Genomic DNA, 25010 nt, shown 5'->3' on the forward strand with positions numbered 1-25010 from the left:
CCGGACGGACGGGCTCGCCCTCGTCGGTGCGGGGCGGGCGACCGGCCGGGCGTCGGGACTGCTTGTGCGAGCCGGGCGTGCACGGGTGTCCGGGCCGAGCTGGACCCCCGTGACAGCCCATCCCGGTGGTCGATCGGTCGTACGGGGCGATCGAGCAGCCGTTCGGGCTGCCGCCGAGGGCCGGAACCGGCTGTCCGAGCCGGAGGGGGCAGGGGCGTGTGCCACTCGCTCCCTATCTCCTCTGGACGGAGCGGGGCACCCGCGGGTGGCGGTCGCACCGGTCGTCCGCGCTGGTCGGTCCCGTCGGCGGGCCGACCGACATCGTGGGGCGTACCGGACCGGTCGTCGCGCCCCGCCCACCCGGATGGCCTCCCCGGGCCGTCGCCGGGGACGAGGGGAGGCGGGGCGAGGGTGGCGGGGCGAGGGTGGCGGAGAATGGGGGGCATGGCGGGATCGGGTGAGCGGGCGCGGCACTGGCGGTACGCGGAGCTGCCCGGCGTCGACCTGCTCCGCGCCCAGTACATACGGAAGACCTTCGTCCGCCACACGCACGAGCACTTCGTCATCGCCGCCATCGCCGACGGCGTGGAGGTCTTCCACCACGGCGGGAGCGACCAGTACGCCGGGGCCGGCTCGCTCGCCCTGGTCAATCCGGACACCCCGCACACGGGGCGGGCCGGAGTGCCGGAGGGATGGCGCTACGGAGCCGTCTACCCGGCGCCCGAGCTGGTGGCCGGGATCGCGGCGGAGACGACGACGCTGCGCGGGACGCCGGGGTTCGTCCGGCCGGTGCTCGACGATCCGTACACCGTCGAGCTGGTGCACCGCGTGCTGCGGGCCGCCGACGACGGGAACGCACTCGCCGCCGACACCCTGCTGCGGGTGGCCGTGACCCGGCTGCTGCGGCTGAACGGCGGCCCGCTGCCCCGGCGCCAGGTCCGTACGGCCGGGGCCAGGACGGCGGCACGCGCGCGTGCCGTGCTGGAGGAGCGGATGGCCGACCCGCCGACCCTGGAGCGGCTCGCCGGGGAGCTGGGGAGCAGCCCGTTCGCGCTGCTGCGGGCCTTCCGGGACGCCTACGGCATGCCGCCCCACACCTGGCTGACGGACGCCCGGGTGCGTCGGGCGCGGCGGCTGCTGGACACCGGGACCTCCCCGGCCGAGGCCGCCGTCGCCGTCGGGTTCACCGACCAGCCGCACCTGAACCGGCACTTCGCGCGGATCGTCGGCGTGCCGCCCGGTGCCTACCAGCGCGAGCGCAAGAACGTACAAGACGCGCGGCACGGGCTGCTTCTACCGTTCGAGGCGTGACAGAACAGACAGCCCTTCCCGATGCTCCCGGCACGGAGGACGCCTGCGCCAAGCCGGACGCCGCCGTCGTACGGGACGCCCTGGGGGTCGGAGTCGCCGTCGGACTGTCCGGGTTCGCCTTCGGGGTGACCTCGGCCGGCAGCGGACTCACCCTGGCCCAGACCTGCGCCCTCAGCCTCCTGGTGTTCACCGGGGCGTCCCAGTTCGCGCTCGTCGGCGCCCTCGCGGCCGGCGGCAACCCGCTCACCGCGGCGGCGGGGGCCTTCTTCCTGGGCGTGCGCAACGCCTTCTACGGGCTGCGCCTGTCGCAGTTGCTGGCCCTCCCGCGCGCGGTGCGGCCGTTCGCCGCGCAGTGGGTCATCGACGAGACGACGGCCGTGGCCCTCGCACAGCCCACGCGGCGCGCCGTCCGGATCGGGTTCACCGTCACCGGACTCACCCTGTACGTCCTGTGGAACCTCACCACACTGCTCGGCGCACTGGGCGCGGAGGCCATCGGGGACACCGACGCCTGGGGGCTGGACGCGGCCGGTCCCGCGGTCTTCCTCGCGCTGCTCGCGCCGATGCTGAAGAACACCACCGAGCGCGCGGTCGCCGCTCTGGCCGTCCTCCTGGGGCTCGGCCTGCTGCCCGTGCTGCCGGCGGGCGTGCCCGTCCTGGTGGCCGCGCTGGCGGCGCCGCTCGTCCTGTGGGCGCGCGGTCGCCGCGCGGGCGGTGCGGAGGACGGTGCGGTCCGTGGGGCCGCCGAGGGGGAGGGCGAGCGATGAGCGTGTGGATCGCGATCGGTGCGACCGCGGTGGGCTGCTACGCGGTCAAGCTCCTCGGGCTGCTGGTGCCCGCGGGTGCCCTGGAACGGCCCCTGGTCCGGCGGCTCGCCGCGCTGCTGCCCGTCGCCCTCCTCGCGGCGCTCACCGCCCAGCAGACCTTCGCCGACGGGCAGACGCTCGTGCTGGACGCGCGGGCCGCCGGAGTCGCCGCGGCCGCCGTCGCGCTGCTGCTGCGCGCACCGTTCCTGCTCGTCGTCGCTGCGGCCGTGGTGGTCACCGCGGGCGTACGGGCCATGGGCGGCTGAGACGACGGGGGAAGCCGACCGGTGGATCAGTCGAGGGGGCGGCCGTACGCCCGGAGGGTGCACAGGGCCTCCAGCGTCACCCGGGCGCGCACTTCCAGCGCCGGGGCGGGTGCCCACCGGCGTCGGCGCACCGGCCAGCCGCCGTCGTCCTCCTGCTCGGCCGCGAGGAAGTCGAGGGAGCGGGCCATCTCGTCGTCCGTGAACCACGCGCGCGCGAGCGAACGCGGATCCCTCGCGTAGTCGTGCGGGAAGCGCCGCTCGCCCCGGGCGTGGCCGGGAGGCGCCGGACACGTGTCGAGATCGCCCGGGTCCAGCACGGCGAGGCGCTGTTCGCGCACCAGGCGGCCCAGCCGGTCGGCCGCGGCCCGCGCGCGCGGACGGTCCGGAGCGGTGTCCAGGAAGGCCACGGCGGCCTCGACCTCGTCCGGCTGCGGGGCCGCCAGCGACTCGGCCGCCTGCCAGCAGAAGTCCGTGGCCCGGAACAGCCAGGCGTGCCAGACCTCGTTGCGGTGCAGCAGGCCGACCACCGGACCGGTGACGAGTAGCTCACCGGGAGGGTCGGCCACGACCGGCACGAAGGGCGCGGCCGGATACCCGTGCCCGCTCGCACGGATCACCGGCAGGGCACCGTCGGGCGTGGACACGGAGGTCAGGTAGCGGCAGACCCGCTCGGCCCGCTGCCCGCCGCAGTGGCCGACGGCGTCCAGGACGCGCAGGGCACTCACGGTGTGCAACGGCTGACTGACCGGGCCGCGCAGATCGGGCTCCAGCGCGTGCCCGTACCCGCCGTCCTCGTTGCGGTAGGCCTCCAGCGCGGTCTCCACCGGGCCGGGGTCCCCGCCGCGGAAGTGGTACGCGAACAACCGCTGCTCCAGTACGCGCGCGGTGAGCCAGACGAAGTGCTCCGCGCGCGCGAGCGGTGCACGCGGGTCCGGGGTGTGGGGGGTCGCGGGCGGAGGGATCGCGGGGAGTGGGGACGCGGGGAGTGGGGACGCTCCGGTTTCGGCCATGGGACAGACCGTAGGCCGAAGAGCGGTTCCGGCAGGTGGTCCCGGCTCAGGGCCCACTCTCAGGGGCGGGATACTGGAGGCATGCGGTTGACGGTCTTCTGGGAGCGGATGACGGATCACTTCGGTCCGGGGTACGCCGACACCTTCGCGCGCGATCACGTGATGACGGAGCTGGGCGGACGTACGGTGCACGAGGCGCTGGACGCCGGCTGGGACGCCAAGGACGTGTGGCGAGTGGTGTGCACCGTCATGAACGTGCCGCGGGAACAGCGGTGACGGTTCACGAAGATCGCCGTACCGGGCTCCTGTGTCGGTGGCGTGGGCGAGACTTGCTCCGTGGCATCCACTGACGAGACCGGGCAGGCCGCCCGGCACGCATCCCAGGCAGGCACCACGCCGCCCACCGGCCCCCCGGCCGACACGGCCGTCGCCGGGCCGGGCGCCCGCATGCCGCGCTGGCTGCCGCGCGCCATGGTGCTGGCCCTCGCGCTCATCGCCGCCTTCCAACTGGGCAGCTGGGCCTTCCACCAGCTCACCGGGCTGCTGATCAACGTCCTCATCGCCTTCTTCCTGGCCCTGGCCATCGAACCCGCGGTGAGCTGGATGGCCGGGCGCGGCATGCGCCGGGGGTTCGCCACCTTCCTCGTCTTCCTCGCCGTGCTGATCGCCGCCGCCGGGTTCGTCACGCTGCTCGGCTCCATGCTCGCCGGGCAGATCGTCAAGATGGTCGAGGACTTCCCGGACTACCTCGACTCCGTCATCAACTGGGTCAACGGCCACTTCCACACCGAACTGCGGCGGGTCGACATCCAGGAGGGCCTGCTTCGCTCCGACTGGCTGCGCAACTACGTGCAGAACAGCGCGACGGGCGTCCTGGACGTGTCGGCCCAGGTCCTCGGGGGCCTCTTCCAGCTGCTGACGGTCCTGCTGTTCTCGTTCTACTTCGCCGCCGACGGCCCCCGGCTGCGGCGCGGACTCTGCTCGGTCCTGCCGCCCGCCCGCCAGGCCGAGGTCCTGCGCGCGTGGGAGATCGCCGTGGACAAGACCGGCGGCTACCTGTACTCACGCGGGCTGATGGCGCTGGTCTCCGGGGTGGCGCACTACATCCTCCTGGAGATCCTCGAGGTGCCCTATGCGCCCGCGCTCGCCGTGTGGGTGGGCCTGGTGTCGCAGTTCATCCCGACCATCGGCACCTATCTCGCGGGCGCCCTGCCCATGCTGATCGCGTTCACGGTCAACCCCTGGTACGCGCTGTGGGTGCTGATCTTCGTGGTGATCTACCAGCAGTTCGAGAACTACGTGCTGCAGCCCAAGCTGACGTCCAAGACCGTGGACATCCACCCCGCGGTCGCCTTCGGCTCCGTCATCGCGGGCACCGCCCTGCTCGGCGCCGTCGGCGCGCTGATCGCCATCCCGGCGGTCGCCACGCTGCAGGCGTTCCTCGGTGCGTACGTCAAGCGCTACGACGTCACGGACGATCCGCGCGTCCACGGGCGCCGGGAGCGCCGGTCGGTGTCCGGAACGTCCACGCGGCTGCGCAAGCTGTGGGCCCGGCGCCCGGAGCAGGGGCGCACCGGGGCAGAGGGCTCGGAGGACCCCGGAGACGGCGGCGCCTCCTCTTCCTCCTGAGGCGCGGCGCACCCTCCCCGTCCTCCCCGTTCCTCCTCGTACGCCGACGGGAGCGCAGGGTCAGCCCTGGGGCTCCTGGGGCTTGGCGTCGATCTCCCGCAGGCCGCGGTCCTTGAACTCGGTGCGCGTCTCGGTGCGGTGACCGCGGGCGATGTAGTCCCGCACCACCGCCTCGACGGCGTCCTGAGGTGAGCCGACACCGGCCAGCACCATCACTTCCACCACCAGTTCCGCGTCGAGGCTGATGCTGACCTTGGCCACGGTGTCCCCTCTCGTCCCCGCTCCCGGCGTCGCATCCGCATCCAACCACCTGGCTCGCCGGGCCGGGGACGTACGCTCGGAAGTGCCGTGTGGTGCGCTTGACACGAAAATCGAACATCCATTCTTATGGAGGCTCCGGCAAGGCTCGTGACGGGCGATTCAGGTGGGTTTGGGGGGAGATGCACCCGAGTTATCCACAGGCCGGACCCGCATCGAGGCCCATTGTCAGTGGCAGGCATTAGCGTCTTTGACGTGAAGCGATCGAATCAAGCAAACCGGGTGGAACCCATGGCAGGAACCGACCGCGAGAAGGCCCTGGACGCCGCGCTCGCACAGATTGAACGGCAGTTCGGCAAGGGCGCGGTCATGCGCATGGGCGAGCGGCCGAACGAGCCCATCGAGGTCATCCCGACCGGGTCGACCGCGCTCGACGTGGCCCTCGGCGTCGGCGGCCTCCCGCGCGGCCGTGTCGTGGAGGTCTACGGCCCCGAGTCCTCGGGCAAGACGACCCTGACCCTGCACGCGGTGGCGAACGCTCAGAAGGCCGGCGGCCAGGTCGCGTTCGTGGACGCCGAGCACGCCCTCGACCCCGAGTACGCCAAGAAGCTCGGCGTCGACATCGACAACCTGATCCTCTCCCAGCCGGACAACGGCGAGCAGGCCCTGGAGATCGTGGACATGCTGGTCCGCTCCGGCGCCCTCGACCTCATCGTCATCGACTCCGTCGCCGCGCTCGTCCCGCGCGCGGAGATCGAGGGCGAGATGGGCGACAGCCACGTCGGTCTGCAGGCCCGGCTGATGAGCCAGGCCCTGCGCAAGATCACCAGCGCGCTCAACCAGTCCAAGACCACCGCGATCTTCATCAACCAGCTCCGCGAGAAGATCGGCGTGATGTTCGGCTCCCCGGAGACCACGACCGGTGGCCGGGCGCTGAAGTTCTACGCCTCCGTGCGCATCGACATCCGCCGCATCGAGACGCTGAAGGACGGCACGGACGCGGTCGGCAACCGCACCCGCTGCAAGGTCGTCAAGAACAAGGTCGCGCCGCCCTTCAAGCAGGCCGAGTTCGACATCCTGTACGGCCACGGCATCAGCCGCGAGGGCGGTCTGATCGACATGGGCGTGGAGCACGGCTTCGTCCGCAAGGCCGGCGCCTGGTACACGTACGAGGGCGACCAGCTCGGCCAGGGCAAGGAGAACGCGCGCAACTTCCTGAAGGACAACCCCGACCTGGCCAACGAGATCGAGAAGAAGATCAAGGAGAAGCTGGGCGTCGGCGTGCGTCCCGAGGAACCGGCCACCGAGCCCGGCGCGGACGCCGCCTCCGCCGCCACGGCCGACGCCGCACCGGCGGTGCCCGCGCCCACCACCGCCAAGGCCACCAAGTCCAAGGCCGCGGCAGCCAAGAGCTGATCCATGACCCGACGAACCGACTGGGCCGAGTACACGAGCGGCTCCGCCGGGCCGGGCGACGACGCGTACGGGGCGGCTGCGGCCCCGTACGAGACGGACCCCTCCGCCGCGGGTCCCCCCGAGGGCGGCGCGGCGCGCCACGGTGACGGCGCGGCGCGCCACGGCGGCGGGCGGAGCCGCGGAACGGGGGGCGCGCGCGGGCGCCGGAGGCGTGAGCGTGCGGAGCCGTCCGCCGAGGACGGAGGTGCCACTTCCTCGTCGAGGGCCGAGAAGGGGGAGCCTCCGCGGGACCCGGTCGAGCAGGCACGGGCGATCTGTCTGCGCCTGCTCACCGGGACCCCGCGCACCCGCAGCCAGCTGGCCGACGCCCTGCGCAAGCGGGAGATCCCGGACGAGGCCGCGGAAGAGGTGCTGTCCAGGTTCGAGGAGGTCGGCCTGATCAACGACGGCGCCTTCGCGGAGGCCTGGGTGGAGTCGCGGCACCACGGCCGGGGGCTGGCCAGGCGCGCCCTCGCCAGAGAGCTGCGCACCAAGGGCGTCGACGCCACGGTCATCGACGCGGCGGTCTCCCAGCTGGACACCGAGCAGGAGGAGGAGACCGCGCGCGACCTGGTCGCCCGCAAGCTGCGCGCCACCCGGGGCCTCGACCGCGACAAGAGGCTGCGCCGCCTCGCCGGCATGCTCGCTCGCAAGGGCTACCCCGAGGGCATGGCCCTGCGGGTGGTCCGCCAGGCGCTGGAGGAGGAGGGCGAGGACACGGAGTACCTCGGCGACGAGGGGTTCTGAGCCGGTGTCCCGCTTGAGGATGCCCGAGGGCGGGGGCGTCCGGGCAGGCACGGGCCCACCCTGATCTGGAAAGTGAACCCGGACCCGGACCCGGCACCCCTGTACCGCCCCGCCGACTACTGAGACCCGGCGGTGGCCACCGGCAGGCCCGCCGCTCGCCAGGCCTGGAAGCCGCCGATCAGATCGGTGGCCCGGTGCAGCCCCAGACGGTGCAAGGACTCCGCCGCCAGACTGGAGGCGTATCCCTCGTCGCACACCACGACCACCCGCACGTCGTGATCCGTCGCCTCGGGGAGGCGGTGACTGCCCTGCGGATCGAGCCGCCACTCCAACTCGTTGCGCTCGACCACCAGGGCGCCGGGAATCACCCCGTCCCGCTCGCGCAGAGCGGCGTACCGGATGTCGACCAGCAGCGCCGTGCCGGCCTCGGCGGCGTCGCGCGCCTCCTCCGGTGCGATCCGCCGGTATCCGGCGCGTACCCGCTCCAGCAGGGCGTCGATGCCCGTCGGCCCGCTCACTGCCAGTCCTGCGGGCGCTCGACCTGCTCCAGGCGCAGGGTCTGTCCGCTGCGGCTGTAGCGGCGGATCTGCGGCAGGGGCGGGTAGTAGGCGTGCACGGACACCGCGTGGCGGTCGGTCGACTCGTTGAGGACCTCGTGCACGTGATGCCGGCCGAAGGCGCGTCCCCTGCCGACGGTCAGACGGCGTTCCCGGTCGACACCGTCGCTGAGTTCGAGGGTCTTCCAGCCGTCGGTGGGCAGGCGGGCGGCGAGCGCGTTCTCCTTCAGTTCGCCCGCGGCCGTGACGAAGGCGCCCACGGAGTCGGCGTGGTCGTGCCAGCCGGTGCCCGTGCCGGGCGGCCAGCCGATCAGCCAGGCCTCGCTGCCGCCCGGCCCGGCCAGCCGCACCCAGGTGCGGCCCTCGGGGTCGAGCGGCAGGGAGGCGATCAGTTCGGTGTCGGCCGCGGCACGGCGTACGAAGTCGAGGAGTTCGGCCTGCGTCGGCGCGGCCGTGGAAGCGGAGGCCGCGGATGCAGCGGAAAGGGAGGGGAGGGACACGGGTACCGTCCTGGGAGTTCGCGAGGGAGCGCGCGGCGGCACGTCCGAGCGGCGGCGCGCGCGAAGCAGAGAGAAGGCGAATTCAGCAGGACGGACGACACACGCAGCCCGCATAGCGGACGAGGTCCATATGGACCCTCCGCCACAGGCGCACACGGGTGTCGGTCACGATCCGGAGTAGACCATGACGGTGCGAGTCGGTCAACTCAGCGTCACCATGCGGACAGCGGCCGGTCGGACGGACGGTGGCGCGACCCGCTCAACGCGACCCGGCCGCCGCCCCGGCCCCCTCCTCGGCCTCCGTCGCCGCCCCGGCCGCCGCCCCACCGAGCGCGCGCTCCGCGGCCGCGTAGAGGTCGGCCGGGCGTACCCCGTTCAGCGCCGTGACCAGGTGGCCGTCGGGGCGCACCAGCAGCACCGTGTGCGCCGCGGCACCGGGATAGCTCTCGGTGACCAGCAACTCGGCACGGTGGGGCAGCGCCGTCACCGCGGCGGCCAGCCTGGGCATGATCCCGGCCGTCACCCAGTGCTTGCGCTCCCACACCCCGGTACCCGGCGCGATCAGCACCACCAGCAGCGCCCCGCGCCCCAGCCGGTCGCGCAGCCGTACGAAGGTGCCGTCCTCCGCCGTGACCCGCACATCGGTGACGGGCGTCCCGGGCGGCGTGCCCACGGGCACCTCACCGGCGAGGTTCTCGGGCGCGAGGGGCGAGTCGGCGTACGTCCCCGGCGCGCCCAGCGTCCCGCGCCCGAGGTGACCGTCCGTCAGCAGCGCGTCGTTGCCGCGGGCCGCGCCGGGGACGTAGGAGCGCAGTCCGCCGCCGCCGCGCAGCAGTGGGAGCAGTTGGTCGGCGGCGCGCAGCCGCGCGGAGATCGCCGCCCGCCGCTCCTCCTGGTAGCTGTCCAGCAGCGCCTCACGAGGCCCGTGGTGCCAGGCCAGAGCCAGTTTCCAGGCGAGGTTGTCGGCGTCGAGCAGCCCCTCCTCGAGACCCTGGGTGCCCAGCGCGCCCAGCAGGTGGGCCGCGTCCCCGGCGAGCAGCACGCGGCCCACCCGCCAGCGGCGGGCGAGGCGGTGGTGGACCGTGTGGACGCCGGTGTCGAGGAGTTCGTACTCCGGGGTCGAGCCCTCGGCCCATCCGGTCAGGGTCTCGCGGACCCGGTTCACGAGCAGCTCGGGCGTGACCAGGTCCTTGCCGGGCGGCAGCAGCCAATCCAGGCGCCACACGCCGTCCGGCAACGGGCGGCCGACCACCTCGCCGGCCCACGGCCCGGTCGTCCGCCACGGCGGCATGCGGTGCAGCAGCGCCTCGTCGGTCCAGGGGAGTTCGGTGCGCAGTGCGGCGACGGCGTATCGTTCCACCGCCGTACGGCCGGGGAAGCGGATGTCCTGGAGCTTGCGGACGGTGGAGCGGGGGCCGTCGCAGCCGACCAGGTAGCTGCCGCGCCACCAGGTACCGGCCGGGCCGCGGGTGTGGGCCGTGACGCCGGACTTCTCCTGCTCGATGCCGTCCAGGCGGCTGTCCACGGCGATCCTGACGAGCCGCTCATGTGTGAGCGCCGTGCGCAGGACCCCGGTCAGCTCGTGCTGGGCGATGTGCAGGGGCGCCGGATCGGCGTCGCCGAACACGACCTCGCGCGTCACCTGCTTGCGCCGTACCGACCGCCATCCGGCCCAACGCGAACCCAGCCCCGTCAGCGGTGTGCCGGTCAGCCGCTCGACGAGCGCGACGGCCTCCTCGCGCAGGACGACGGTGCGCGCGGGACGCGGTTCGTCCTTGCCCGGTCCCTCGTCGAGGACGACACAGGGCACCTCCTGCCGCGCCAGCGCCAGGGCGAGCGTGAGCCCGACGGGCCCCGCTCCGGTGATGATCACCGGGTCCACGGCGTGGCGCCCCCTGCCCGTGGCGGCGTCCCGGGGGACGTGGGTGAACAGGACATTGGGGCAGGGTGCACGGTCACATAACGTATGCAACCTATTGCCGCTGCTTGCGTCAAGCGACGGAGGCCGTGGCGATCATGCCACGGCCTCCGTCGATGGTCATACGAGATGACTGTGTGTCAGATGTGCTAGATCTTGCCGACGGTTCCGGCGTCGGCGGTCTCGACGTCGTCCGCGCGGAGCACCGCGCCGGTCGACTTCTTCGCCCGCCGCAGCCGGCGCTCGAGCCAGGCCGCGAAGGTGGTGAGGGCGAAGTTGAGCGCGATGTAGATCACGGCGACCACGGTGTAGCTGGCGATCACGTTGGCGCCGTAGAAGCCGCTCATGGTGTTGGCCGACGCGAGCAGTTCGGGGAAGGTGAGGATGGCGCCGCCGAGCGCGGTGTCCTTGAGGATCACGACGAGCTGGCTGACGATGGCCGGCAGCATCGCCGTGACCGCCTGCGGCAGCAGGATCAGCCGCATGACCTGGCCCTTGCGCAGCCCGATCGCCATGGCGCCCTCGGCCTGCCCCTTGGGGAGGGCCAGGATGCCGGACCGGACGATCTCGGCGAGGACCGAGGCGTTGTACAGCACCAGCCCGGTGACGACGGCGTAGAGCGGGCGGTCGTCCGAGCTGACGTTCGTGTACTCCGCGAACAGCGCGAGACCGAAGATCATCAGGACCAGCACGGGGATGGACCGGAAGAACTCGACCACGATCGCGGCCGGTACCCGGACCCACTTGTGGTCGGAGAGCCGGGCGATGCCCAGCACCGCGCCGAGCGGCAGGGCGATGACCACCGCGAGGACCGCGGCCTTCAGGGTGTTCTGCAGACCCGGCCAGATGTACGTCGACCACGCCTCGGTGCCGGTGAAGAACGGCTTCCAGAGCGCCCACTCCAGCTGTCCCTTGTCGTTGAGGGTGTTGAACACCCACCACAGCAGGGCGGCGAGGGCGACCAGGAAGACGACCGTGAAGAGGACGTTTCGACGCTTGGCGCGGGGGCCCTGGGCGTCGTAGAGGATCGAACTCATCGCTTTACCGCCACCTTCTTGCCCACCCAGCCGAGGATCAGGCCGGTCGGCAGCGTCAACACCACGAACACGAGAGCGATGACCGCGGAGATGAGCAGCAGCTGAGCCTCGTTCTCGATCATCTCCTTCATCAGCAGCGCCGTTTCCGCCACACCGATGGCGGCGGCGACCGTGGTGTTCTTGATCAGCGCGATCAGCACGTTCGCCAGCGGAACGACGGACGAGCGGAACGCCTGCGGAAGAACCACCAGCCGGAGCACCTGGCCGAAGCTCAGGCCGAGGGCCCGAGCCGCCTCCGCCTGGCCGACAGGCACCGTGTTGATGCCGGAGCGCAGCGCCTCACACACGAACGACGACGTGTAGAGGATCAGACCCAGGACGGCGAGCCTGAAGTTGATCGTCTCGAAGTCGTTCCCCCCGCCGAGGGTGACCCCCAGCGTCTGGTTCAGTCCCAGCGACGCGAACAGAATGATCACCGTCAGCGGGATGTTCCGCACGATGTTCACGTACGCGGTTCCGAAAGCGCGCATCAACGGAACCGGGCCGACCCGCATGGCGGCCAGCAAGGTGCCCCAGATCAAGGAGCCGACGGCCGAGAGCACAGCGAGCTGCACTGTCGTCCAGACGGCACCCGCCAGGTCGTAATCCTGAAGAAAGTCGAACACGATCTCCCGCGCTTCCGCGTGTAGGGATGCCCACCCCGGTGCGCCGCCCCTGCCGTAGGGCGGCGCACCTCGTCAGGCCCGGCCTCAGCTCTTGATGTCGCCGATCTTCGGCGCCGGCTCGTTCTTGTAGTTGGCCGGGCCGAAGTTGTCCTTGACGGCCTTGTCCCAGGACTTGTCCGCGACCATCTCTTCGAGGGCCTTGTTGATCTTGTCCTTGAGGTCGCTGCCCTTCTTGACGCCGATGCCGTAGTTCTCGTTCGTCAGCTTGAAGCCGCCGAGCTTGAACTTGCCCTTGAACTGCGCCTGGGAGGCGTAACCGGCGAGGATCGAGTCGTCCGTGGTCAGCGCGTCGATGGCGCCGTTCTGCAGGCCGGGCAGGCAGGCCGAGTACGTCGGGTACGGCTGCAGCTGCGCCTTGGGGGCCAGCTTGTCCTTGATGTTCTGCGCCGAGGTCGAACCGGTGACCGAGCAGAGCTTCGCGTTGTTCAGGTCCTCCGGCGACTTGATCTTGTCGTCGTCGGCGCGGAGCAGCACGTCCTGGTGGGCGAGCAGGTAGGGGCCGGCGAAGTCGACCTTCTCCTGGCGCTGCGGGGTGATCGAGTACGTGGCGGCGATGAAGTCGACGTCACCGCGCTGCAGCATGGTCTCGCGGTCGGCGCTCTTCGACTCCTTCCACTCGATCTGGTCCTCGGTGTAGCCGAGCTTCTTGGCGACGTACGTGGCGACGTCCACGTCGAAGCCCGCGTAGCCGTCCGGGGTCTTCTGGCCGAGGCCGGGCTGGTCGAACTTGATGCCGATGGTGATCTTCTTGCCGTCACCACCGGACGAGCCGCTGTCCTTGTCGTCGCCACCGCACGCGGTGGCGGTCAGGGCGAGGGCGAGCACGGCGGCCGAGGCGGCGGAGACCTTGCGAAGCTTCATGGTGAACATCCTTTGGCTGTGATCGAGCTGCGATCGGACGATCAGAGGATCAGGCGATCAGGTGCGGCCGCCGGCAGCGGGCCGCCGGTGCGGTCGGCGCGGGGCGCCGGAGCCGCACCGAAGTCTCAGTGGTGCAGGATCTTCGACAGGAAGTCCTTGGCACGGTCGCTGCGCGGGTTGCTGAAGAACTGGTCCGGCGTGGCCTCTTCGACGATGCGGCCGTCCGCCATGAACACGACGCGGTTGGCGGCCGAGCGGGCGAAGCCCATCTCGTGCGTGACCACGATCATGGTCATCCCGTCCTCGGCGAGCTGCTTCATGACCTCCAGGACCTCGTTGATCATCTCGGGGTCGAGGGCCGACGTCGGCTCGTCGAAGAGCATGACCTTCGGGTCCATGGCCAGCGCACGTGCGATGGCGACGCGCTGCTGCTGACCACCGGAGAGCTGCGCGGGGTACTTGTCCGCCTGGGCGCCCACGCCGACCCGGTCGAGCAGGGCGCGGGCCTTCTCCTCGGCCTTCTTGGCGTCGACCTTGCGGACCTTGACCTGGCCCAGGGTCACGTTCTCGAGCACCGTCTTGTGCGCGAAGAGGTTGAACGACTGGAAGACCATGCCGACGTCGGCCCGCAGCCTGGCCAGCTCCTTGCCCTCGGCGGGCAGCGGCTTGCCGTCGATCGTGATCGAACCGTCGTCGATGGTCTCCAGACGGTTGATGGTGCGGCACAGGGTGGACTTACCGGACCCCGAGGGTCCGATGACCACGACGACCTCGCCGCGGTGGATCGTCAGGTCGATGTCCTGGAGCACGTGCAACGCGCCGAAGTGCTTGTTGACACTCTTCAGGACGACCAGTTCGCCGGTCCCAGCCTTGTCTTCCTTGGCCACCGATACTTCGGTCATCGCTCTCGGGCTCCGTCCTCCTGGGTTTCGGAGGACAGTAGTGACCCGGGACACGTCGCGTCTCTACATCTGAGCGAGATCTGAGCATCACGATCCGATAGCAATCGGACACGAGTCGTAGCACTTGTGAGCTGCGGGCATATCGGCCGGATAACTTCGAGCGGCCGCGACCGGAAGCCTCTTGACGCCGTCCCCCTCGATCGGCGTCACTGCACAGGACACACGCGCGCGTGTGTCCCCGACCCGTCCCGATTTCTACCCGCCCCGAGCGTACGGCCGATGAACCGAAGGGAGCCCGGATGAGACTGCTGCTCGTCGAGGACGACAACCACGTGGCCGCCGCCCTGTCCGCGATCCTGGCACGGCACGGCTTCGACGTCACCCACGCGCGCAGCGGCGAGGAGGCGCTCCAGGCGCTCGTCCCCGAGGTCGACGGCTTCGGCGTCGTCCTGCTCGACCTGGGCCTGCCCGACCAGGACGGCTACGAGGTCTGCGGCAAGATCCGCAAGCGCACCAGCACCCCGGTCATCATGGTCACCGCGCGCGCCGACGTGCGCTCCCGCATCCACGGTCTCAACCTCGGCGCCGACGACTACGTGGTCAAGCCGTACGACACCGGGGAACTGCTCGCCCGGATCCACGCCGTCAGCCGGCGCACCGTGCACGAGGAGGCCACCGGGAGCACCGAGACCGTGGTCCGCCTCGGCGCCGTCCGTATCGAGCTGCCGACACGCCAGGTCAGCGTGGACGGTTCGGTGGTCCAGCTCACGCGCAAGGAGTTCGATCTGCTCGCCCTGCTCGCCCAGCGCCCCGGCGTGGTCTTCCGCCGCGAGCAGATCATCAGCGAGGTCTGGCGCACCAGCTGGGAGGGGACCGGGCGCACCCTGGAGGTGCACGTCGCCTCCCTGCGCTCCAAGCTGCACATGCCCGCGCTGATCGAGACCGTCCGCGGCGTCGGCTACCGCCTCGTCGCCCCCACCGCCTAGCGGGGCCGGGTGAGCACACGCCTGCTCCCGCTGCTCATCGTCCTGATGGCGGCCGTACTGCTCGCGCTCGGCGTGCCGCTCGGCGTCAGCGTCGCGCGCGCGGAGCAGCAGGAGGTGGTCATCGACCGCATAGACGACACGGCACGCTTCGCCGCGCTCGCCCAGTTCGTCACCGAGGACGGGACGGGCGGTTCGCGCCAGACGGACACGGACGAGCGCCTGGCGACCCTCCAGACCGAGCTGACCAGCTACTACGAGGTCTACGGCATCAAGGCGGGCGTCTTCTACCGCAACCACATCCCGATGGCCAACGCGCCCACGACGTGGTTCCTGCCGCAGACCGGCGAGGTCCGCGACTCCTTCGACGAGGCACTGCTCAGCCGCCGCAGCCACGACCCCGCGCAGGTGTGGCCCTGGCAGGACGGCAGGCTCGTGGTGGCCTCGCCGGTCATCCGGGACGGAGACGTGGTCGCGGTCGTCGTCACCGAGTCGCCGACCGACTCGATGCGCTCGGGGACCCTGCGCGGTTGGCTCGTCATCGGCGCCGGGGAGTTCGCCGCGATGCTGCTCGCAGTCGGTGCCGCACTGCGGCTGACCGGCTGGGTGCTCAGGCCGGTGCGGGTGCTCGACGCCACCACCCACGACATCGCCACCGGGCGGCTCAAGTCCCGGGTCGCGCCGTCCGGGGGGCCGCCGGAGCTCAGACGCCTGGCCCGGTCGTTCAACGAGATGGCCGACCACGTGGAGGACGTGCTGGAGCAGCAGCGCGCCTTCGTCGCCGACGCCTCGCACCAGCTGCGCAACCCGCTCGCCGCACTCCTGCTGCGCATCGAGCTGCTCGCCCTGGAACTGCCCGAGGGCAACGAGGAGATCGCCTCCGTCCAGACCGAGGGCAAACGCCTCGCCCGGGTCCTGGACGACCTGCTCGACCTGGCGCTGGCCGAGCACAGCCAGGCCGACCTCAAGATCACCGACATCGGCGCGCTGGCCGCCGAGCGGGTGGCCGCCTGGGCGCCGACGGCCGAGGCCAAGGGCGTACGGCTGGTCGGCGACTGCCCGCCGACCACGGGCTGGGCCGACCCGGTGAGCCTGTCGAGTGCCCTGGACGCGGTCATCGACAACGCGGTGAAGTTCACGCCGCCTGACGAGACCGTCCGGGTCGGGGTCTCCTCCACGGGGGACGCCGCCACCGTCGTCGTCACCGACAACGGTCCCGGACTCACCGACGAGGAGCTCGCGCGCGTGGGCGACCGATTCTGGCGCAGCGGGCGGCACCAGAACATCAAGGGCTCGGGCCTCGGCCTGTCCATCTGCCGGGCCCTGCTCGCGGCGGGCGACGGTTCGATCTCCTTCGGCCACCACGAGCCGCACGGACTTCAGGTCACGGTCACGGTGCCCAGGACCGGCACGGCACCCGCGGAGCCGCGGCAGCCACGGCCCTAAGGTTTGACCGACCGGTAGTAGCGCCGGGCGCCCTCGTGCAGCTCCAGCGGGTCGGTGTAGATCGCGGTGCGCAGGTCCACCAGTTGCGCGGAGTGCACGTGCGCGCCGATGCCGTCGCGGCTGTCGAGCACGGTCCGGGTCAGCCACTCGGTGAGCCGCGGATCGACGTCCGCGCGGGTCATCAGCAGGTTGGACACCGCCATCGTCGGCACCACCGCGCCGTTCTGGACCGTGGGGTAGGCCGACTCCGGCATGTTGGTGGTGCGGTAGTAGCGGGTCGCGCCGCCCGACTCGTGCAGCTTGGTGACCAGGTCGTCGCCGATCGGTACGAACCGGAAGGCGGAACTCTCCGCGATCTCCTTGAGGCCGTCGGTCGGCACGCCGCCGGACCAGAAGAACGCGTCCAGCTCGTCGCCGAGCCGCCCGGGGCCGGTGTCGATCCCGTCCGCCCGGGGCGTGATGTCCGTCTCCGGGTCGATGCCCACGGCCTTCAGCAGCCGGGTGGCGATCAGCCGCACCCCCGAGTTGGGCAGCCCGATGGCCACCCGCTTGCCGCGCAGGTCGGCCACCGACTGGATGTCCGAGTCGCTCGGCACGACCAGCTGCACGTAGTCGTCGTAGAGCCGGGTGACCCCGCGCAGCTCCTCGGCACCCGGGTTGCCGGCCAGTTTGTACGTCTCGACCGCGTCGGCCGCGGCGATGGTGAAGTCGGCCTCCCCGGACGCCACCCGCTCGACGTTCTCCTGCGAGCCCGCGCTGGTCGTCAGCCGCACGTCCAGGTGCGGCATGTCCTTGCGCAGCTCGGCGCGCAGCAGCTCGCCGTACTTCTGGTAGACGCCCGCGCGGGTGCCCGTGCTGAACGTGATCGTCCCGCTCGGGGGCTTCTCGCCCAGCGGCAGCAGCCACCACAGCAGCAGCCCGAGCACGACGGCACCGGCGACCGCGCCCTGGACGGCCCGGCGCCTGCCGATACGGGAGAGCAGCGTGGACATGGGGGCGATCCTGCCAGGCGGCACCCGCACTGACCAGGGCCGGGCTCACACGGAGGCACCACGGCACGGGGCACCGGGCACCACGCGGCCGCGCCCGGGTTCGGGACCGGGATCAGTCGCCGACCGACGCCTCCGCCTCCGCCGCCCGGGGCGCACCCTCGGCGGGGACGGCGGGACGGTCGGGGTTGTCGCCGCGCCGGAAGAGACGCATCGCCAGCGGCTCGGTGAAGCGCGCGGTGAGGGGGCCGAGGACGACCAGGATGAGGACGTACGCCGTGGCCAGCGGGCCCAGGGACGGCTCGATGCCGGCCGAGACCGCCAGGCCCGCGATGACGATGGAGAACTCGCCGCGCGCCACCAGCGCGCCGCCCGCCCGCCACCGGCCCTTGACGGAGATCCCGGCCCGCCGTGCCGCCCAGTACCCGGTGGCGATCTTCGTCACGGCGGTCAGCAGGGCCAGCGCGAGCGCGGGCAGCAGGACCGGCGGAATGCTGGCCGGGTCCGTGTGCAGGCCGAAGAAGACGAAGAAGACCGCCGCGAACAGGTCCCGCAGCGGGCTCAGCAGCGTGTGCGCGCCCTCCGCGACCTCCCCGGACAGCGCGATGCCCACCAGGAAGGCGCCCACCGCGGCCGAGACCTGGAGCTGCTGCGCGACACCGGCGACGAGGATGGTCAGGCCGAGCACCACCAGGAGCAGCTTCTCGGGGTCGTCACTGGAGACGAACCGGGAGATGAGCCGGCCGTAGCGCACCGCCACGAACAGCACCAGGCCCGCCGCGGCCAGCGCGACCGCCAGCGTGATGCTCCCGGTCATCAGACCGGCACCGGCGACCAGCGCCGTGACGATCGGCAGGTACACCGCCATCGCCAGGTCCTCCAGGACCAGCACGCTGAGGATCACCGGCGTCTCGCGGTTGCCGACCCGGCCCAGGTCGCCGAGGACCTTCGCGATCACACCGGACGACGAGATCCACGTCACCCCGGCCAGGACCACGGCGGCCACCGGACCCCAGCCCATCAGCAGCGCGGCCACCGCGCCCGGCACGGCGTTGAGCGCGCAGTCGACGAGGCCGGCCGGATAGTGGGACTTGAGGTTGGTGACCAGGTCGCTGGCCGTGTACTCCAGGCCCAGCATCAGCAGCAGGAGGATGACACCGATCTCGGCGCCGGTCGCGACGAACTCCTCGCTCGCGCCGAGCGGGAGCAGGCCGCCCTCGCCGAAGGCCAGACCGGCCAGCAGGTACAGCGGGATGGGGGAGAGGCGGTAACGGCCGGCGAACCGGCCGAGGAGCCCGAGCCCCAGGATGATGGAACCGAACTCGATCAGCAGAACCGCGGAGTGCACCGGCTCACTCCTGCCCGAGTATCGCCGCGGCGGCGTCGACGCCCTCACGGGTGCCGATGACGATCAAGGTGTCACCACCCACGAGCCGGAAGTCCGGCGCCGGCGAGGGAATCGCCTCGGCCCGCCGCAGCACCGCCACGATCGAGGCTCCCGTGTCGGTCCGCATCCGGGTGTCGCCCAGCAGCCGTCCGTTCCAGCGGGAGGTGGCGGCCACCTCGACCCGCTCGGCGACCAGCCCCAGATCGGTGGTGTAGAGCAGGCTCGCGCTGTGGTGGGAGGGCTTCAGCGCGTCGATCAGCGCGCCCGCCTCGGCGCCGCTCAGCCGCAGCGAGTGGGCACAGGAATCGGGGTCGTCGGACCGGTACACGTTCACCGTGCGGGCGCCGTCGCGGTGGGCCACCACCGACAGGTGGCGGTGCTCGCGGGTCACCAGGTCGTACTGGACCCCGATACCCGGGAGCGGCGTCGCCCTCAGGCGTGGAGCTGACACGTGCTTTCCCCTCATTCGTCCTGCGTTGCCTGCCGCGGAGCTTGCCGCTTCGCCGCGTTCGCGCACGTGGGTGCCGTGCTCGCGACCTCGCCATGCTGCCATCCGCACGTACGGTGGCGATATGGGTGTCGTGACGGATATACGCAGCCGGTCGCGGTCGGCGAGGCTGGCCGCGGGGGCGTCGTGCGAGCAGGCCGGGAGGAGCGGGAAGAGGAACGTGTCGCTGTTCTGGCGGATCTTCTCGCTCAACGCCGCCGGCCTGGTCGTCGCCACCGCACTGCTGCTGGGACCGGTCACCGTGTCGACCCCCGTGCTGGCCGGGGAGGCCCTCGTCCTGCTGGCGGGCCTCGCCGTGCTGCTGATCGGCAACGCGGTCGTCCTGCGCATCGGACTCACCCCGCTGCACCGGCTGGGCCGGGCCATGTCCACCGCCGACCTGCTGGTGCCCGGGACCAGGCCCAGGGTCGCCGGACCGGCCGAGGCGGCGCAGCTGATCGCGACGTACAACACGATGCTGGACCGGCTGCAGGCCGAACGCGCCGCCGGTGCCGGCCGGGCGCTTCAGGCCCAGGAACGCGAACGGCACCGCATCGCGCGCGAACTGCACGACGAGGTCGGCCAGACCCTCACCGCCGTCCTCCTCCAGCTCAAGCGCGTCGCCGACCGCGTCCCCGGGGAACTGCGCGACGAGGTGACCCTGGCCCAGGAGGCCACCCGGGCCGGGCTCGACGAGATCCGCCGCATCGCGCGCCGGCTGCGCCCCGGCGTCCTGGAGGAACTCGGCCTGGCCAGCGCCCTGCGCTCGCTCGCCGCCGAGTTCACGCACCACGGGCTGACCGTCCAGCACCAGATCCCCGGCGACCTGCCCCCGCTCGCCCCGGAAGCCGAGCTCGTGCTCTACCGGGTCGCGCAGGAGGGCCTGACCAACACCGCCCGCCACGCCTCCGCCGCCCGCGCCGCGCTCACGCTGCGCCCGCTGCCGCCGTCCGAGGGCGGCGGTGTCGAACTGCTCGTCCGCGACGACGGCACCGGCCTCGGCACGGCCGCCGAGGGCGCCGGTATCCGCGGGATGCGGGAACGGGCCCTGCTGATAGGAGCCGACATCCACTTCGCACCCGCCCCCGGAGGGGGCACCGACGTACGCCTGCGCGTCCCCGCGCCGCCCGGGGGCCGTTCCGCAGACCGAACCGGAGACAGCCCCTGATGTCCGCACGGCCCCCGATCCGCGTCCTGCTCGCCGACGACCACACCCTCGTACGCCGCGGAGTCCGCCTCATCCTGGACGGCGAACCCGATCTGACGGTGGTCGCCGAGGCCGGTGACGGTGCCGAAGCGGTCGCGGCCGCGCGGGCCACCGAGGTGGACCTGGCCGTCCTGGACGTCGCCATGCCCCGCATGACCGGCCTCCAGGCGGCCCGCGAACTCTCCCGCCGCCTGCCCGAGCTGCGCATCCTGATCCTGACCATGTACGACAACGAGCAGTACTTCTTCGAGGCCCTCAAAGCGGGCGCCTGCGGGTACGTGCTCAAGTCCGTCGCCGACCGCGACCTGGTCGAGGCGTGCCGGGCCGCGGTGCGCGACGAGCCCTTCATCTACCCCGGCGCCGAACGGGCCCTCGTCCGCTCCTACCTGGACCGCGTGCAGGGCGGCGGCGGCCTGCCCGAGCGGCCGATCACCGAGCGCGAGGAGGAGATCCTCAAGCTCGTCGCCGAGGGCCACACCTCCAAGGAGATCGGCGAGCTGCTGTTCATCAGCGCCAAGACCGTCGAGCGCCACCGCGCGAACCTCCTGCAGAAGCTGGGCGTGCGCGACCGGCTGGAACTCACCCGGTACGCGATCCGCGCGGGGCTCATCGAGCCGTGAGCCGCATGCCGTGAGCCGCATGCCGTGAGCCGCGTGTCGCGAGCCGCGTGTCGCGAGCCGCGCACCCGGCGCCCGCACCGGCGGTCAGCAGCCGATCGGCGCGGGGCCCACGGCCACGTCGTCGAACCAGAGGGTGTCGTCGCCCGTGGCGTAGCTCTCCCAGCCCAGCCGCAGCGCGGTCGGCCGGGGCGCGCCGCCGCGGGCGAGCCACTGCTGGTCGACGTCCTGCGTCGGCACCCCGTCGGCGTGCAGGCCCGGGACCTGCTCGTCGCCGAGCCAGGTGTCCAGGTGACCGGCCGAGGTGTCGACCGCGAACCGCAGGCACTGCCAGCCGTCCGTCGGCAGCGGTCTGCTCAGCGCGACCCCGGCCGGGCTCTGCGCGGGCAGGGTGGCGTCGTCGCTCTCCCGATTCCACTGCAGCGCGCCGTTCTGGCCGCCCACGCGCAGCGCCCGGCCGCCCTGCGCCGCGTCCGGCATCGACACGAAGGTGACGTGCGAGGCGGGCAGCGCCGTGGTGTGCCGGACCCACATGCGTGCGTACAGCACGGGGCCGACCGACGACAGGTCCGCGGCATGGGCGACGAAGGCGTGGTTGCAGTATCCGGCCCGGCCGTCCACGCGCAGCGACCTGCCGCCCCCGTGCGACACCGCCGAGTCGACGGCGACCGTGCCCGTGCCCTGGCAGTCGGGCGCGGTGACCCGCCAGTCGCCGGACGGCTCGGGCCCGGCCTGGTCCTCGAAGCCCGAGCAGATCACGGCGTCCCCGCACTCCGCGGACGGCGGGGGAGTGGTGGTGGGCGGTGGAGTGCTGGTCGGTGGCGTGGTGGGCGCCGGCGTGGTGGGTGGTGTCCCGCCGTCGCCGCAGGGGGAGCCGTTGAGCGCGAAATCGTCCGGGGCGGGGGCGGCGGACCGCCAGGTCCCCTGCACTCCGAACTCGGCGGTGCCGCCGGTGGGCACCGTGCCGTTCCAGTCGGTGTTGACGGCGACGACGGACGCGCCGGTCTGCGTGACGGTCGCGTTCCACGCCGACGTCACCTGCTGATCGCCGGTGTAGGTCCAGGTCAGACGCCAGTCGTTCACCGCCGGGCCGAGGTTGGTGACCCGCACCCGGGCGGTGTAGCCGCCCGCCCACGCGTCGACGGTGTGGTCGACCCGGCAGGCGGCCGCCGCGGCACCGCTCGCGGGCATCGCCACCAGAACCGACACCACCAGCGCCACGGCGGCCACCGCCGCGGTCCAGGGCCGGCGCAGCAGCCGGAGAACTCGGGTGTGCACAGGGTGCCTCCAGTGCGGGAGAAGGGAGGTGTGAGCGCCACCGCCGATGTGGGAGCGCTCCCATAGCAGGACAGCGGATCTGACGGTGTACTGTCAAGATGTGCGCGGCATGGGGCTCGGTCGTGACCGCCTACTCTTGTTGCCATGAGCAGCATCGACCGGAGCCAGTCAGTGGGCGGCACGCGCACCTACGAAGTACGCACCTACGGGTGCCAGATGAACGTCCACGACTCCGAGCGATTGTCCGGTCTGCTGGAGGACGCGGGCTACGTCCGCGCCCCCGAGGGCGCCGACGGCGACGCGGACGTCGTCGTCTTCAACACCTGCGCCGTACGGGAGAACGCCGACAACAAGCTGTACGGCAACCTCGGCCACCTCGCCCCGAAGAAGGCGAGCCGCCCCGGCATGCAGATCGCGGTCGGCGGCTGCCTGGCGCAGAAGGACCGCGACACCATCGTGAAGCGGGCCCCCTGGGTGGACGTCGTCTTCGGCACCCACAACATCGGCAAGCTCCCGGTGCTGCTGGAGCGCGCCCGCGTGCAGGAGGAGGCGCAGGTCGAGATCGCCGAGTCCCTGGAGGCGTTCCCGTCCACGCTGCCCACCCGGCGCGAGAGCGCCTACGCGGCCTGGGTGTCCATCTCTGTCGGCTGCAACAACACCTGCACCTTCTGCATCGTCCCGGCGCTGCGCGGCAAGGAGAAGGACCGACGGCCCGGCGACATCCTCGCCGAGGTCGAGGCCCTGGTCGCCGAGGGCGTCAGCGAGATCACCCTCCTCGGGCAGAACGTCAACGCCTACGGCTCGGACATGGGCGACCGCGAGGCGTTCAGCAAGCTGCTGCGCGCCTGCGGGCAGATCGAGGGCCTGGAGCGCGTCCGCTTCACCTCCCCGCACCCGCGCGACTTCACCGACGACGTCATCGCCGCCATGGCCGAGACGCCGAACGTGATGCCGCAGCTGCACATGCCGCTCCAGTCCGGCTCCGACCCGGTGCTCAAGGCGATGCGCCGCTCGTACCGGCAGGAGCGCTACCTCGGCATCATCGAGAAGGTGCGGGCCGCCATCCCGCACGCGGCGATCACCACCGACATCATCGTGGGCTTCCCCGGCGAGACCGAGGAGGACTTCGAGCAGACCCTGCACGTGGTGCGCGAGGCCCGGTTCGCCCAGGCCTTCACCTTCCAGTACTCCAAGCGGCCCGGGACCCCGGCCGCCGAGATGGAGGGCCAGATCCCCAAGGCGGTCGTCCAGGAGCGGTACGAGCGCCTGGTCGCCCTCCAGGAGGAGATCTCCTGGGAGGAGAACAAGAAGCAGGTCGGCCGCACCCTGGAGCTGATGGTCGCCGAGGGCGAGGGCCGCAAGGACGGCGCCACCCACCGCCTCTCCGGCCGCGCCCCGGACAACCGCCTGGTGCACTTCACCAAGCCCGACCAGGAGGTCCGCCCCGGCGACGTGGTGACGGTCGAGATCACCTACGCCGCCCCGCACCACCTCCTCGCCGAGGGCGCGGTGCTCGACGTGCGCCGCACGCGCGCGGGCGACGCCTGGGAGAAGCGGAACACGGCCGAGCAGGCCAAGCCGGCCGGTGTGCTCCTCGGCCTGCCGAAGATCGGCGTCCCCGAGCCCCAGCCGGCCGTGGCGAGCGGCTGCGGCTGCGACTAGACCGCGGGGGGTGCCGCCGGGGCCGGCGCTACGGCGATACGCTGCCGATCATGCTTGTCGCCGCCGCCGTCTGCCCCTGCCCGCCGCTCCTCGTGCCGGAGGTCGCCGCGGGCGCCGCACCCGAGCTGGACGCCGCGCGCGCCGCGTGCACGGACGCGCTGGGCGTGCTCGCGGCGTCCCGGCCCGACCGGCTCGTGGTCGTCGGACCCGCCGACTCCGCCGGGCCCGAGGTGTACCCGCAGGGGGCGCGGGGCTCCTTCCGCGGCTTCGGCGTGGACCTGGACGTGTACCTGGGCGCCGACCGCGGCGGCGCGGACGGGACCGCGCTGCCCTACGGGTTGGCCGTGGGCGCCTGGCTGCTCGGGCGGACCGACTGGACCGGCGTCCCGGTCGACGGCATCGGTGTGGGGGACGCGCTCTCCGCCGAGCGCTGCGCCGCCCTCGGCCGGGACCTCGCGGCGCGGGTCGGACGGACGGCGCTGCTGGTGCTGGGCGACGCCAGCGCCTGCCGCACGCTGAAGGCGCCCGGCTACCTCGACGAGCGGGCGGCGCCCTTCGACGCGGAGGTGGGCCGCGCCCTGGGAACGGCGGACCCGGCCGCGCTCGCCGCGCTGGACGTCGTACTGGCCCGCGAACTCAAGGTGTCCGGCCGCGCATCCTGGCAGGTCCTCGCGGGCGCGGCCGCGGGCACGGACCTCACCGGCACACTCCTGTACGAGGACGCGCCCTACGGAGTCGGGTACGTCGCGGCCGCCTGGTCATAACGACCAGTCGGCAACACACCTGCGGCACACCGCGAACGGTCGACGCCGTTCCCACCGCTCCGGGTCCGAGGACGGGGCGGGGCCGGAATCACCGGTCCCGCCTCGCGGACAGCTCTGAGCCGGTCCACCGCCCGGGCCCGCGGCCTTGCGGACTGGCCGGAGCCGGTCCGCCGTTCCGGATACGTGCCCGTCCGACGGTGGGCGCCCC

Annotated in this window: 27 protein-coding genes; 13 read left to right on the forward strand and 14 right to left on the reverse strand. The window is 72.3% G+C overall.

The window, feature by feature from the left end:
• Nucleotides 1-444 precede the first annotated feature (444 nt).
• From ACGH52_RS28400 to ACGH52_RS28410, 3 genes are read left to right on the forward strand one after another with little or no spacing between them, the layout of a single operon-like run.
• The gene (locus ACGH52_RS28400) at nt 445-1311 is read left to right on the forward strand and encodes an AraC family transcriptional regulator (protein WP_076976628.1); all 867 of its coding nucleotides are present in this window, start codon (nt 445-447) and stop codon (nt 1309-1311) included.
• Nucleotides 1308-2078, forward strand: coding sequence for an AzlC family ABC transporter permease (locus tag ACGH52_RS28405; RefSeq protein ID WP_076976629.1), 771 nt, complete (start codon nt 1308-1310; stop codon nt 2076-2078). The genes ACGH52_RS28400 and ACGH52_RS28405 overlap by 4 nt, the downstream gene beginning before the upstream one ends.
• Entirely contained in the window at nt 2075-2383 is a 309-nt protein-coding gene (locus tag ACGH52_RS28410) for an AzlD domain-containing protein (protein ID WP_076976630.1), read from the forward strand. Before ACGH52_RS28405 ends, ACGH52_RS28410 begins: the two co-directional genes overlap by 4 nt.
• A 26-nt stretch (nt 2384-2409) precedes the next feature.
• Here the strand turns inward: ACGH52_RS28410 and ACGH52_RS28415 are convergent, their stop codons facing one another.
• On the reverse strand, nt 2410-3393 hold the full coding sequence (locus ACGH52_RS28415; RefSeq protein ID WP_399943396.1) for a hypothetical protein: 984 nt from the start codon (nt 3391-3393) through the stop codon (nt 2410-2412).
• 81 nt (nt 3394-3474) lie between these two features.
• Here ACGH52_RS28415 and ACGH52_RS28420 point away from each other — a divergent pair, with 81 nt between their 5' ends.
• Both ACGH52_RS28420 and ACGH52_RS28425 read left to right on the forward strand, forming a co-directional pair.
• Nucleotides 3475-3669, forward strand: a complete 195-nt coding sequence (locus tag ACGH52_RS28420) for a DUF3046 domain-containing protein (protein WP_003973258.1) — start codon at nt 3475-3477, stop codon at nt 3667-3669.
• A 60-nt stretch (nt 3670-3729) separates the two neighbouring features.
• Entirely contained in the window at nt 3730-5022 is a 1293-nt protein-coding gene (locus ACGH52_RS28425; protein ID WP_399943400.1) for an AI-2E family transporter, read from the forward strand.
• Nucleotides 5023-5082: 60 nt separating this feature from the next.
• Here ACGH52_RS28425 and ACGH52_RS28430 read toward each other — a convergent pair whose 3' ends face one another.
• A complete protein-coding gene (locus ACGH52_RS28430) occupies nt 5083-5283 on the reverse strand; it encodes a DUF2191 domain-containing protein (RefSeq protein WP_123626507.1) in 201 nt (66 codons plus the stop codon).
• A gap of 288 nt (nt 5284-5571) precedes the next feature.
• Here ACGH52_RS28430 and recA point away from each other — a divergent pair, with 288 nt between their 5' ends.
• Both recA and recX read left to right on the forward strand, forming a co-directional pair.
• Complete coding sequence (gene recA, locus ACGH52_RS28435) at nt 5572-6696, forward strand: recombinase RecA (protein WP_059297862.1); 1125 nt, start codon at nt 5572-5574, stop codon at nt 6694-6696.
• A gap of 3 nt (nt 6697-6699) precedes the next feature.
• Nucleotides 6700-7482 (forward strand): recombination regulator RecX, encoded by a 783-nt coding sequence (gene recX, locus ACGH52_RS28440; RefSeq protein WP_121700656.1) that lies wholly within the window; start codon nt 6700-6702, stop codon nt 7480-7482.
• A 116-nt stretch (nt 7483-7598) separates the two neighbouring features.
• Here the strand turns inward: recX and ACGH52_RS28445 are convergent, their stop codons facing one another.
• From ACGH52_RS28445 to ACGH52_RS28480, 8 genes are all read right to left on the reverse strand, one after another.
• Entirely contained in the window at nt 7599-8000 is a 402-nt protein-coding gene (locus ACGH52_RS28445; RefSeq protein WP_210975847.1) for a rhodanese-like domain-containing protein, read from the reverse strand.
• Nucleotides 7997-8539, reverse strand: a complete 543-nt coding sequence (locus ACGH52_RS28450) for a cysteine dioxygenase family protein (RefSeq protein ID WP_210975846.1) — start codon at nt 8537-8539, stop codon at nt 7997-7999. Before ACGH52_RS28450 ends, ACGH52_RS28445 begins: the two co-directional genes overlap by 4 nt.
• Before the next feature lie 82 nt (nt 8540-8621).
• Entirely contained in the window at nt 8622-8708 is an 87-nt protein-coding gene (locus ACGH52_RS28455; protein WP_324608114.1) for a putative leader peptide, read from the reverse strand.
• A gap of 90 nt (nt 8709-8798) precedes the next feature.
• Nucleotides 8799-10421, reverse strand: coding sequence for an FAD-dependent monooxygenase (locus ACGH52_RS28460; RefSeq protein ID WP_399943405.1), 1623 nt, complete (start codon nt 10419-10421; stop codon nt 8799-8801).
• A 185-nt stretch (nt 10422-10606) separates the two neighbouring features.
• Nucleotides 10607-11494 (reverse strand): amino acid ABC transporter permease, encoded by an 888-nt coding sequence (locus ACGH52_RS28465; RefSeq protein WP_076976637.1) that lies wholly within the window; start codon nt 11492-11494, stop codon nt 10607-10609.
• Nucleotides 11491-12159 carry an amino acid ABC transporter permease gene (locus tag ACGH52_RS28470; protein ID WP_076976638.1) on the reverse strand — a complete coding sequence of 223 codons (669 nt, stop codon included), beginning with the start codon at nt 12157-12159 and terminating at the stop codon, nt 11491-11493. The genes ACGH52_RS28465 and ACGH52_RS28470 overlap by 4 nt, the downstream gene beginning before the upstream one ends.
• 84 nt (nt 12160-12243) lie before the next feature.
• Nucleotides 12244-13080: a glutamate ABC transporter substrate-binding protein gene (locus tag ACGH52_RS28475; RefSeq protein WP_059297876.1), complete on the reverse strand. Its 837-nt coding sequence runs from the start codon at nt 13078-13080 to the stop codon at nt 12244-12246.
• Between the two features lie 125 nt (nt 13081-13205).
• Nucleotides 13206-13982 (reverse strand): amino acid ABC transporter ATP-binding protein, encoded by a 777-nt coding sequence (locus ACGH52_RS28480; protein ID WP_076976639.1) that lies wholly within the window; start codon nt 13980-13982, stop codon nt 13206-13208.
• 299 nt (nt 13983-14281) lie between these two features.
• Between ACGH52_RS28480 and ACGH52_RS28485 the strand changes: the two genes are divergently transcribed.
• Nucleotides 14282-14968, forward strand: coding sequence for a response regulator transcription factor (locus ACGH52_RS28485; protein WP_059297880.1), 687 nt, complete (start codon nt 14282-14284; stop codon nt 14966-14968).
• Between the two features lie 9 nt (nt 14969-14977).
• On the forward strand, nt 14978-16411 hold the full coding sequence (locus ACGH52_RS28490; protein ID WP_121701495.1) for a HAMP domain-containing sensor histidine kinase: 1434 nt from the start codon (nt 14978-14980) through the stop codon (nt 16409-16411).
• Here the strand turns inward: ACGH52_RS28490 and ACGH52_RS28495 are convergent.
• The 3 genes from ACGH52_RS28495 to ACGH52_RS28505 form a co-directional block, all read right to left on the reverse strand.
• Nucleotides 16408-17403 (reverse strand): TAXI family TRAP transporter solute-binding subunit, encoded by a 996-nt coding sequence (locus ACGH52_RS28495; RefSeq protein ID WP_076976641.1) that lies wholly within the window; start codon nt 17401-17403, stop codon nt 16408-16410. The two genes, ACGH52_RS28490 and ACGH52_RS28495, sit on opposite strands and share 4 nt — an antisense overlap.
• A gap of 112 nt (nt 17404-17515) precedes the next feature.
• A complete protein-coding gene (locus ACGH52_RS28500; protein ID WP_121701496.1) occupies nt 17516-18748 on the reverse strand; it encodes a cation:proton antiporter in 1233 nt (410 codons plus the stop codon).
• Nucleotides 18749-18752: 4 nt separating this feature from the next.
• Entirely contained in the window at nt 18753-19238 is a 486-nt protein-coding gene (locus ACGH52_RS28505; protein ID WP_059297888.1) for a cation:proton antiporter regulatory subunit, read from the reverse strand.
• A 121-nt stretch (nt 19239-19359) separates the two neighbouring features.
• Here ACGH52_RS28505 and ACGH52_RS28510 point away from each other — a divergent pair, with 121 nt between their 5' ends.
• Together ACGH52_RS28510 and ACGH52_RS28515 are read left to right on the forward strand one after the other, a co-directional pair.
• Entirely contained in the window at nt 19360-20442 is a 1083-nt protein-coding gene (locus ACGH52_RS28510) for a HAMP domain-containing sensor histidine kinase (protein WP_399943414.1), read from the forward strand.
• Complete coding sequence (locus tag ACGH52_RS28515) at nt 20442-21101, forward strand: response regulator transcription factor (protein WP_059297894.1); 660 nt, start codon at nt 20442-20444, stop codon at nt 21099-21101. Before ACGH52_RS28510 ends, ACGH52_RS28515 begins: the two co-directional genes overlap by 1 nt.
• A gap of 84 nt (nt 21102-21185) precedes the next feature.
• Here the strand turns inward: ACGH52_RS28515 and ACGH52_RS28520 are convergent, their stop codons facing one another.
• Nucleotides 21186-22376, reverse strand: a complete 1191-nt coding sequence (locus tag ACGH52_RS28520; protein WP_399943417.1) for a cellulose-binding domain-containing protein — start codon at nt 22374-22376, stop codon at nt 21186-21188.
• Between the two features lie 144 nt (nt 22377-22520).
• Here ACGH52_RS28520 and miaB point away from each other — a divergent pair, with 144 nt between their 5' ends.
• Nucleotides 22521-24038 (forward strand): tRNA (N6-isopentenyl adenosine(37)-C2)-methylthiotransferase MiaB, encoded by a 1518-nt coding sequence (miaB, locus tag ACGH52_RS28525; RefSeq protein ID WP_076976644.1) that lies wholly within the window; start codon nt 22521-22523, stop codon nt 24036-24038.
• Between the two features lie 50 nt (nt 24039-24088).
• Nucleotides 24089-24802: a class III extradiol dioxygenase subunit B-like domain-containing protein gene (locus ACGH52_RS28530; protein ID WP_399943420.1), complete on the forward strand. Its 714-nt coding sequence runs from the start codon at nt 24089-24091 to the stop codon at nt 24800-24802.
• Nucleotides 24803-25010 lie beyond the last annotated feature (208 nt).

It is taken from the genome of Streptomyces sp. BBFR25, from assembly GCF_044590125.1.
GTDB lineage: Bacteria > Actinomycetota > Actinomycetes > Streptomycetales > Streptomycetaceae > Streptomyces > Streptomyces canus_D.

Coding starts and splice junctions, on each gene's coding strand:
- ACGH52_RS28400 (WP_076976628.1), top strand. CDS start 445: ATGGCGGGATCGGGTGAGCGGGCGCGGCACTGGCGGTACGCGGAGCTG.
- ACGH52_RS28410 (WP_076976630.1), top strand. CDS start 2,075: ATGAGCGTGTGGATCGCGATCGGTGCGACCGCGGTGGGCTGCTACGCG.
- ACGH52_RS28415 (WP_399943396.1), bottom strand. CDS start 3,393: ATGGCCGAAACCGGAGCGTCCCCACTCCCCGCGTCCCCACTCCCCGCG.
- ACGH52_RS28420 (WP_003973258.1), top strand. CDS start 3,475: ATGCGGTTGACGGTCTTCTGGGAGCGGATGACGGATCACTTCGGTCCG.
- recA (WP_059297862.1), top strand. CDS start 5,572: ATGGCAGGAACCGACCGCGAGAAGGCCCTGGACGCCGCGCTCGCACAG.
- recX (WP_121700656.1), top strand. CDS start 6,700: ATGACCCGACGAACCGACTGGGCCGAGTACACGAGCGGCTCCGCCGGG.
- ACGH52_RS28465 (WP_076976637.1), bottom strand. CDS start 11,494: ATGAGTTCGATCCTCTACGACGCCCAGGGCCCCCGCGCCAAGCGTCGA.
- ACGH52_RS28475 (WP_059297876.1), bottom strand. CDS start 13,080: ATGAAGCTTCGCAAGGTCTCCGCCGCCTCGGCCGCCGTGCTCGCCCTC.
- ACGH52_RS28480 (WP_076976639.1), bottom strand. CDS start 13,982: ATGACCGAAGTATCGGTGGCCAAGGAAGACAAGGCTGGGACCGGCGAA.
- ACGH52_RS28485 (WP_059297880.1), top strand. CDS start 14,282: ATGAGACTGCTGCTCGTCGAGGACGACAACCACGTGGCCGCCGCCCTG.
- ACGH52_RS28495 (WP_076976641.1), bottom strand. CDS start 17,403: ATGTCCACGCTGCTCTCCCGTATCGGCAGGCGCCGGGCCGTCCAGGGC.
- ACGH52_RS28510 (WP_399943414.1), top strand. CDS start 19,360: ATGGGTGTCGTGACGGATATACGCAGCCGGTCGCGGTCGGCGAGGCTG.
- ACGH52_RS28515 (WP_059297894.1), top strand. CDS start 20,442: ATGTCCGCACGGCCCCCGATCCGCGTCCTGCTCGCCGACGACCACACC.
- miaB (WP_076976644.1), top strand. CDS start 22,521: ATGAGCAGCATCGACCGGAGCCAGTCAGTGGGCGGCACGCGCACCTAC.
- ACGH52_RS28530 (WP_399943420.1), top strand. CDS start 24,089: ATGCTTGTCGCCGCCGCCGTCTGCCCCTGCCCGCCGCTCCTCGTGCCG.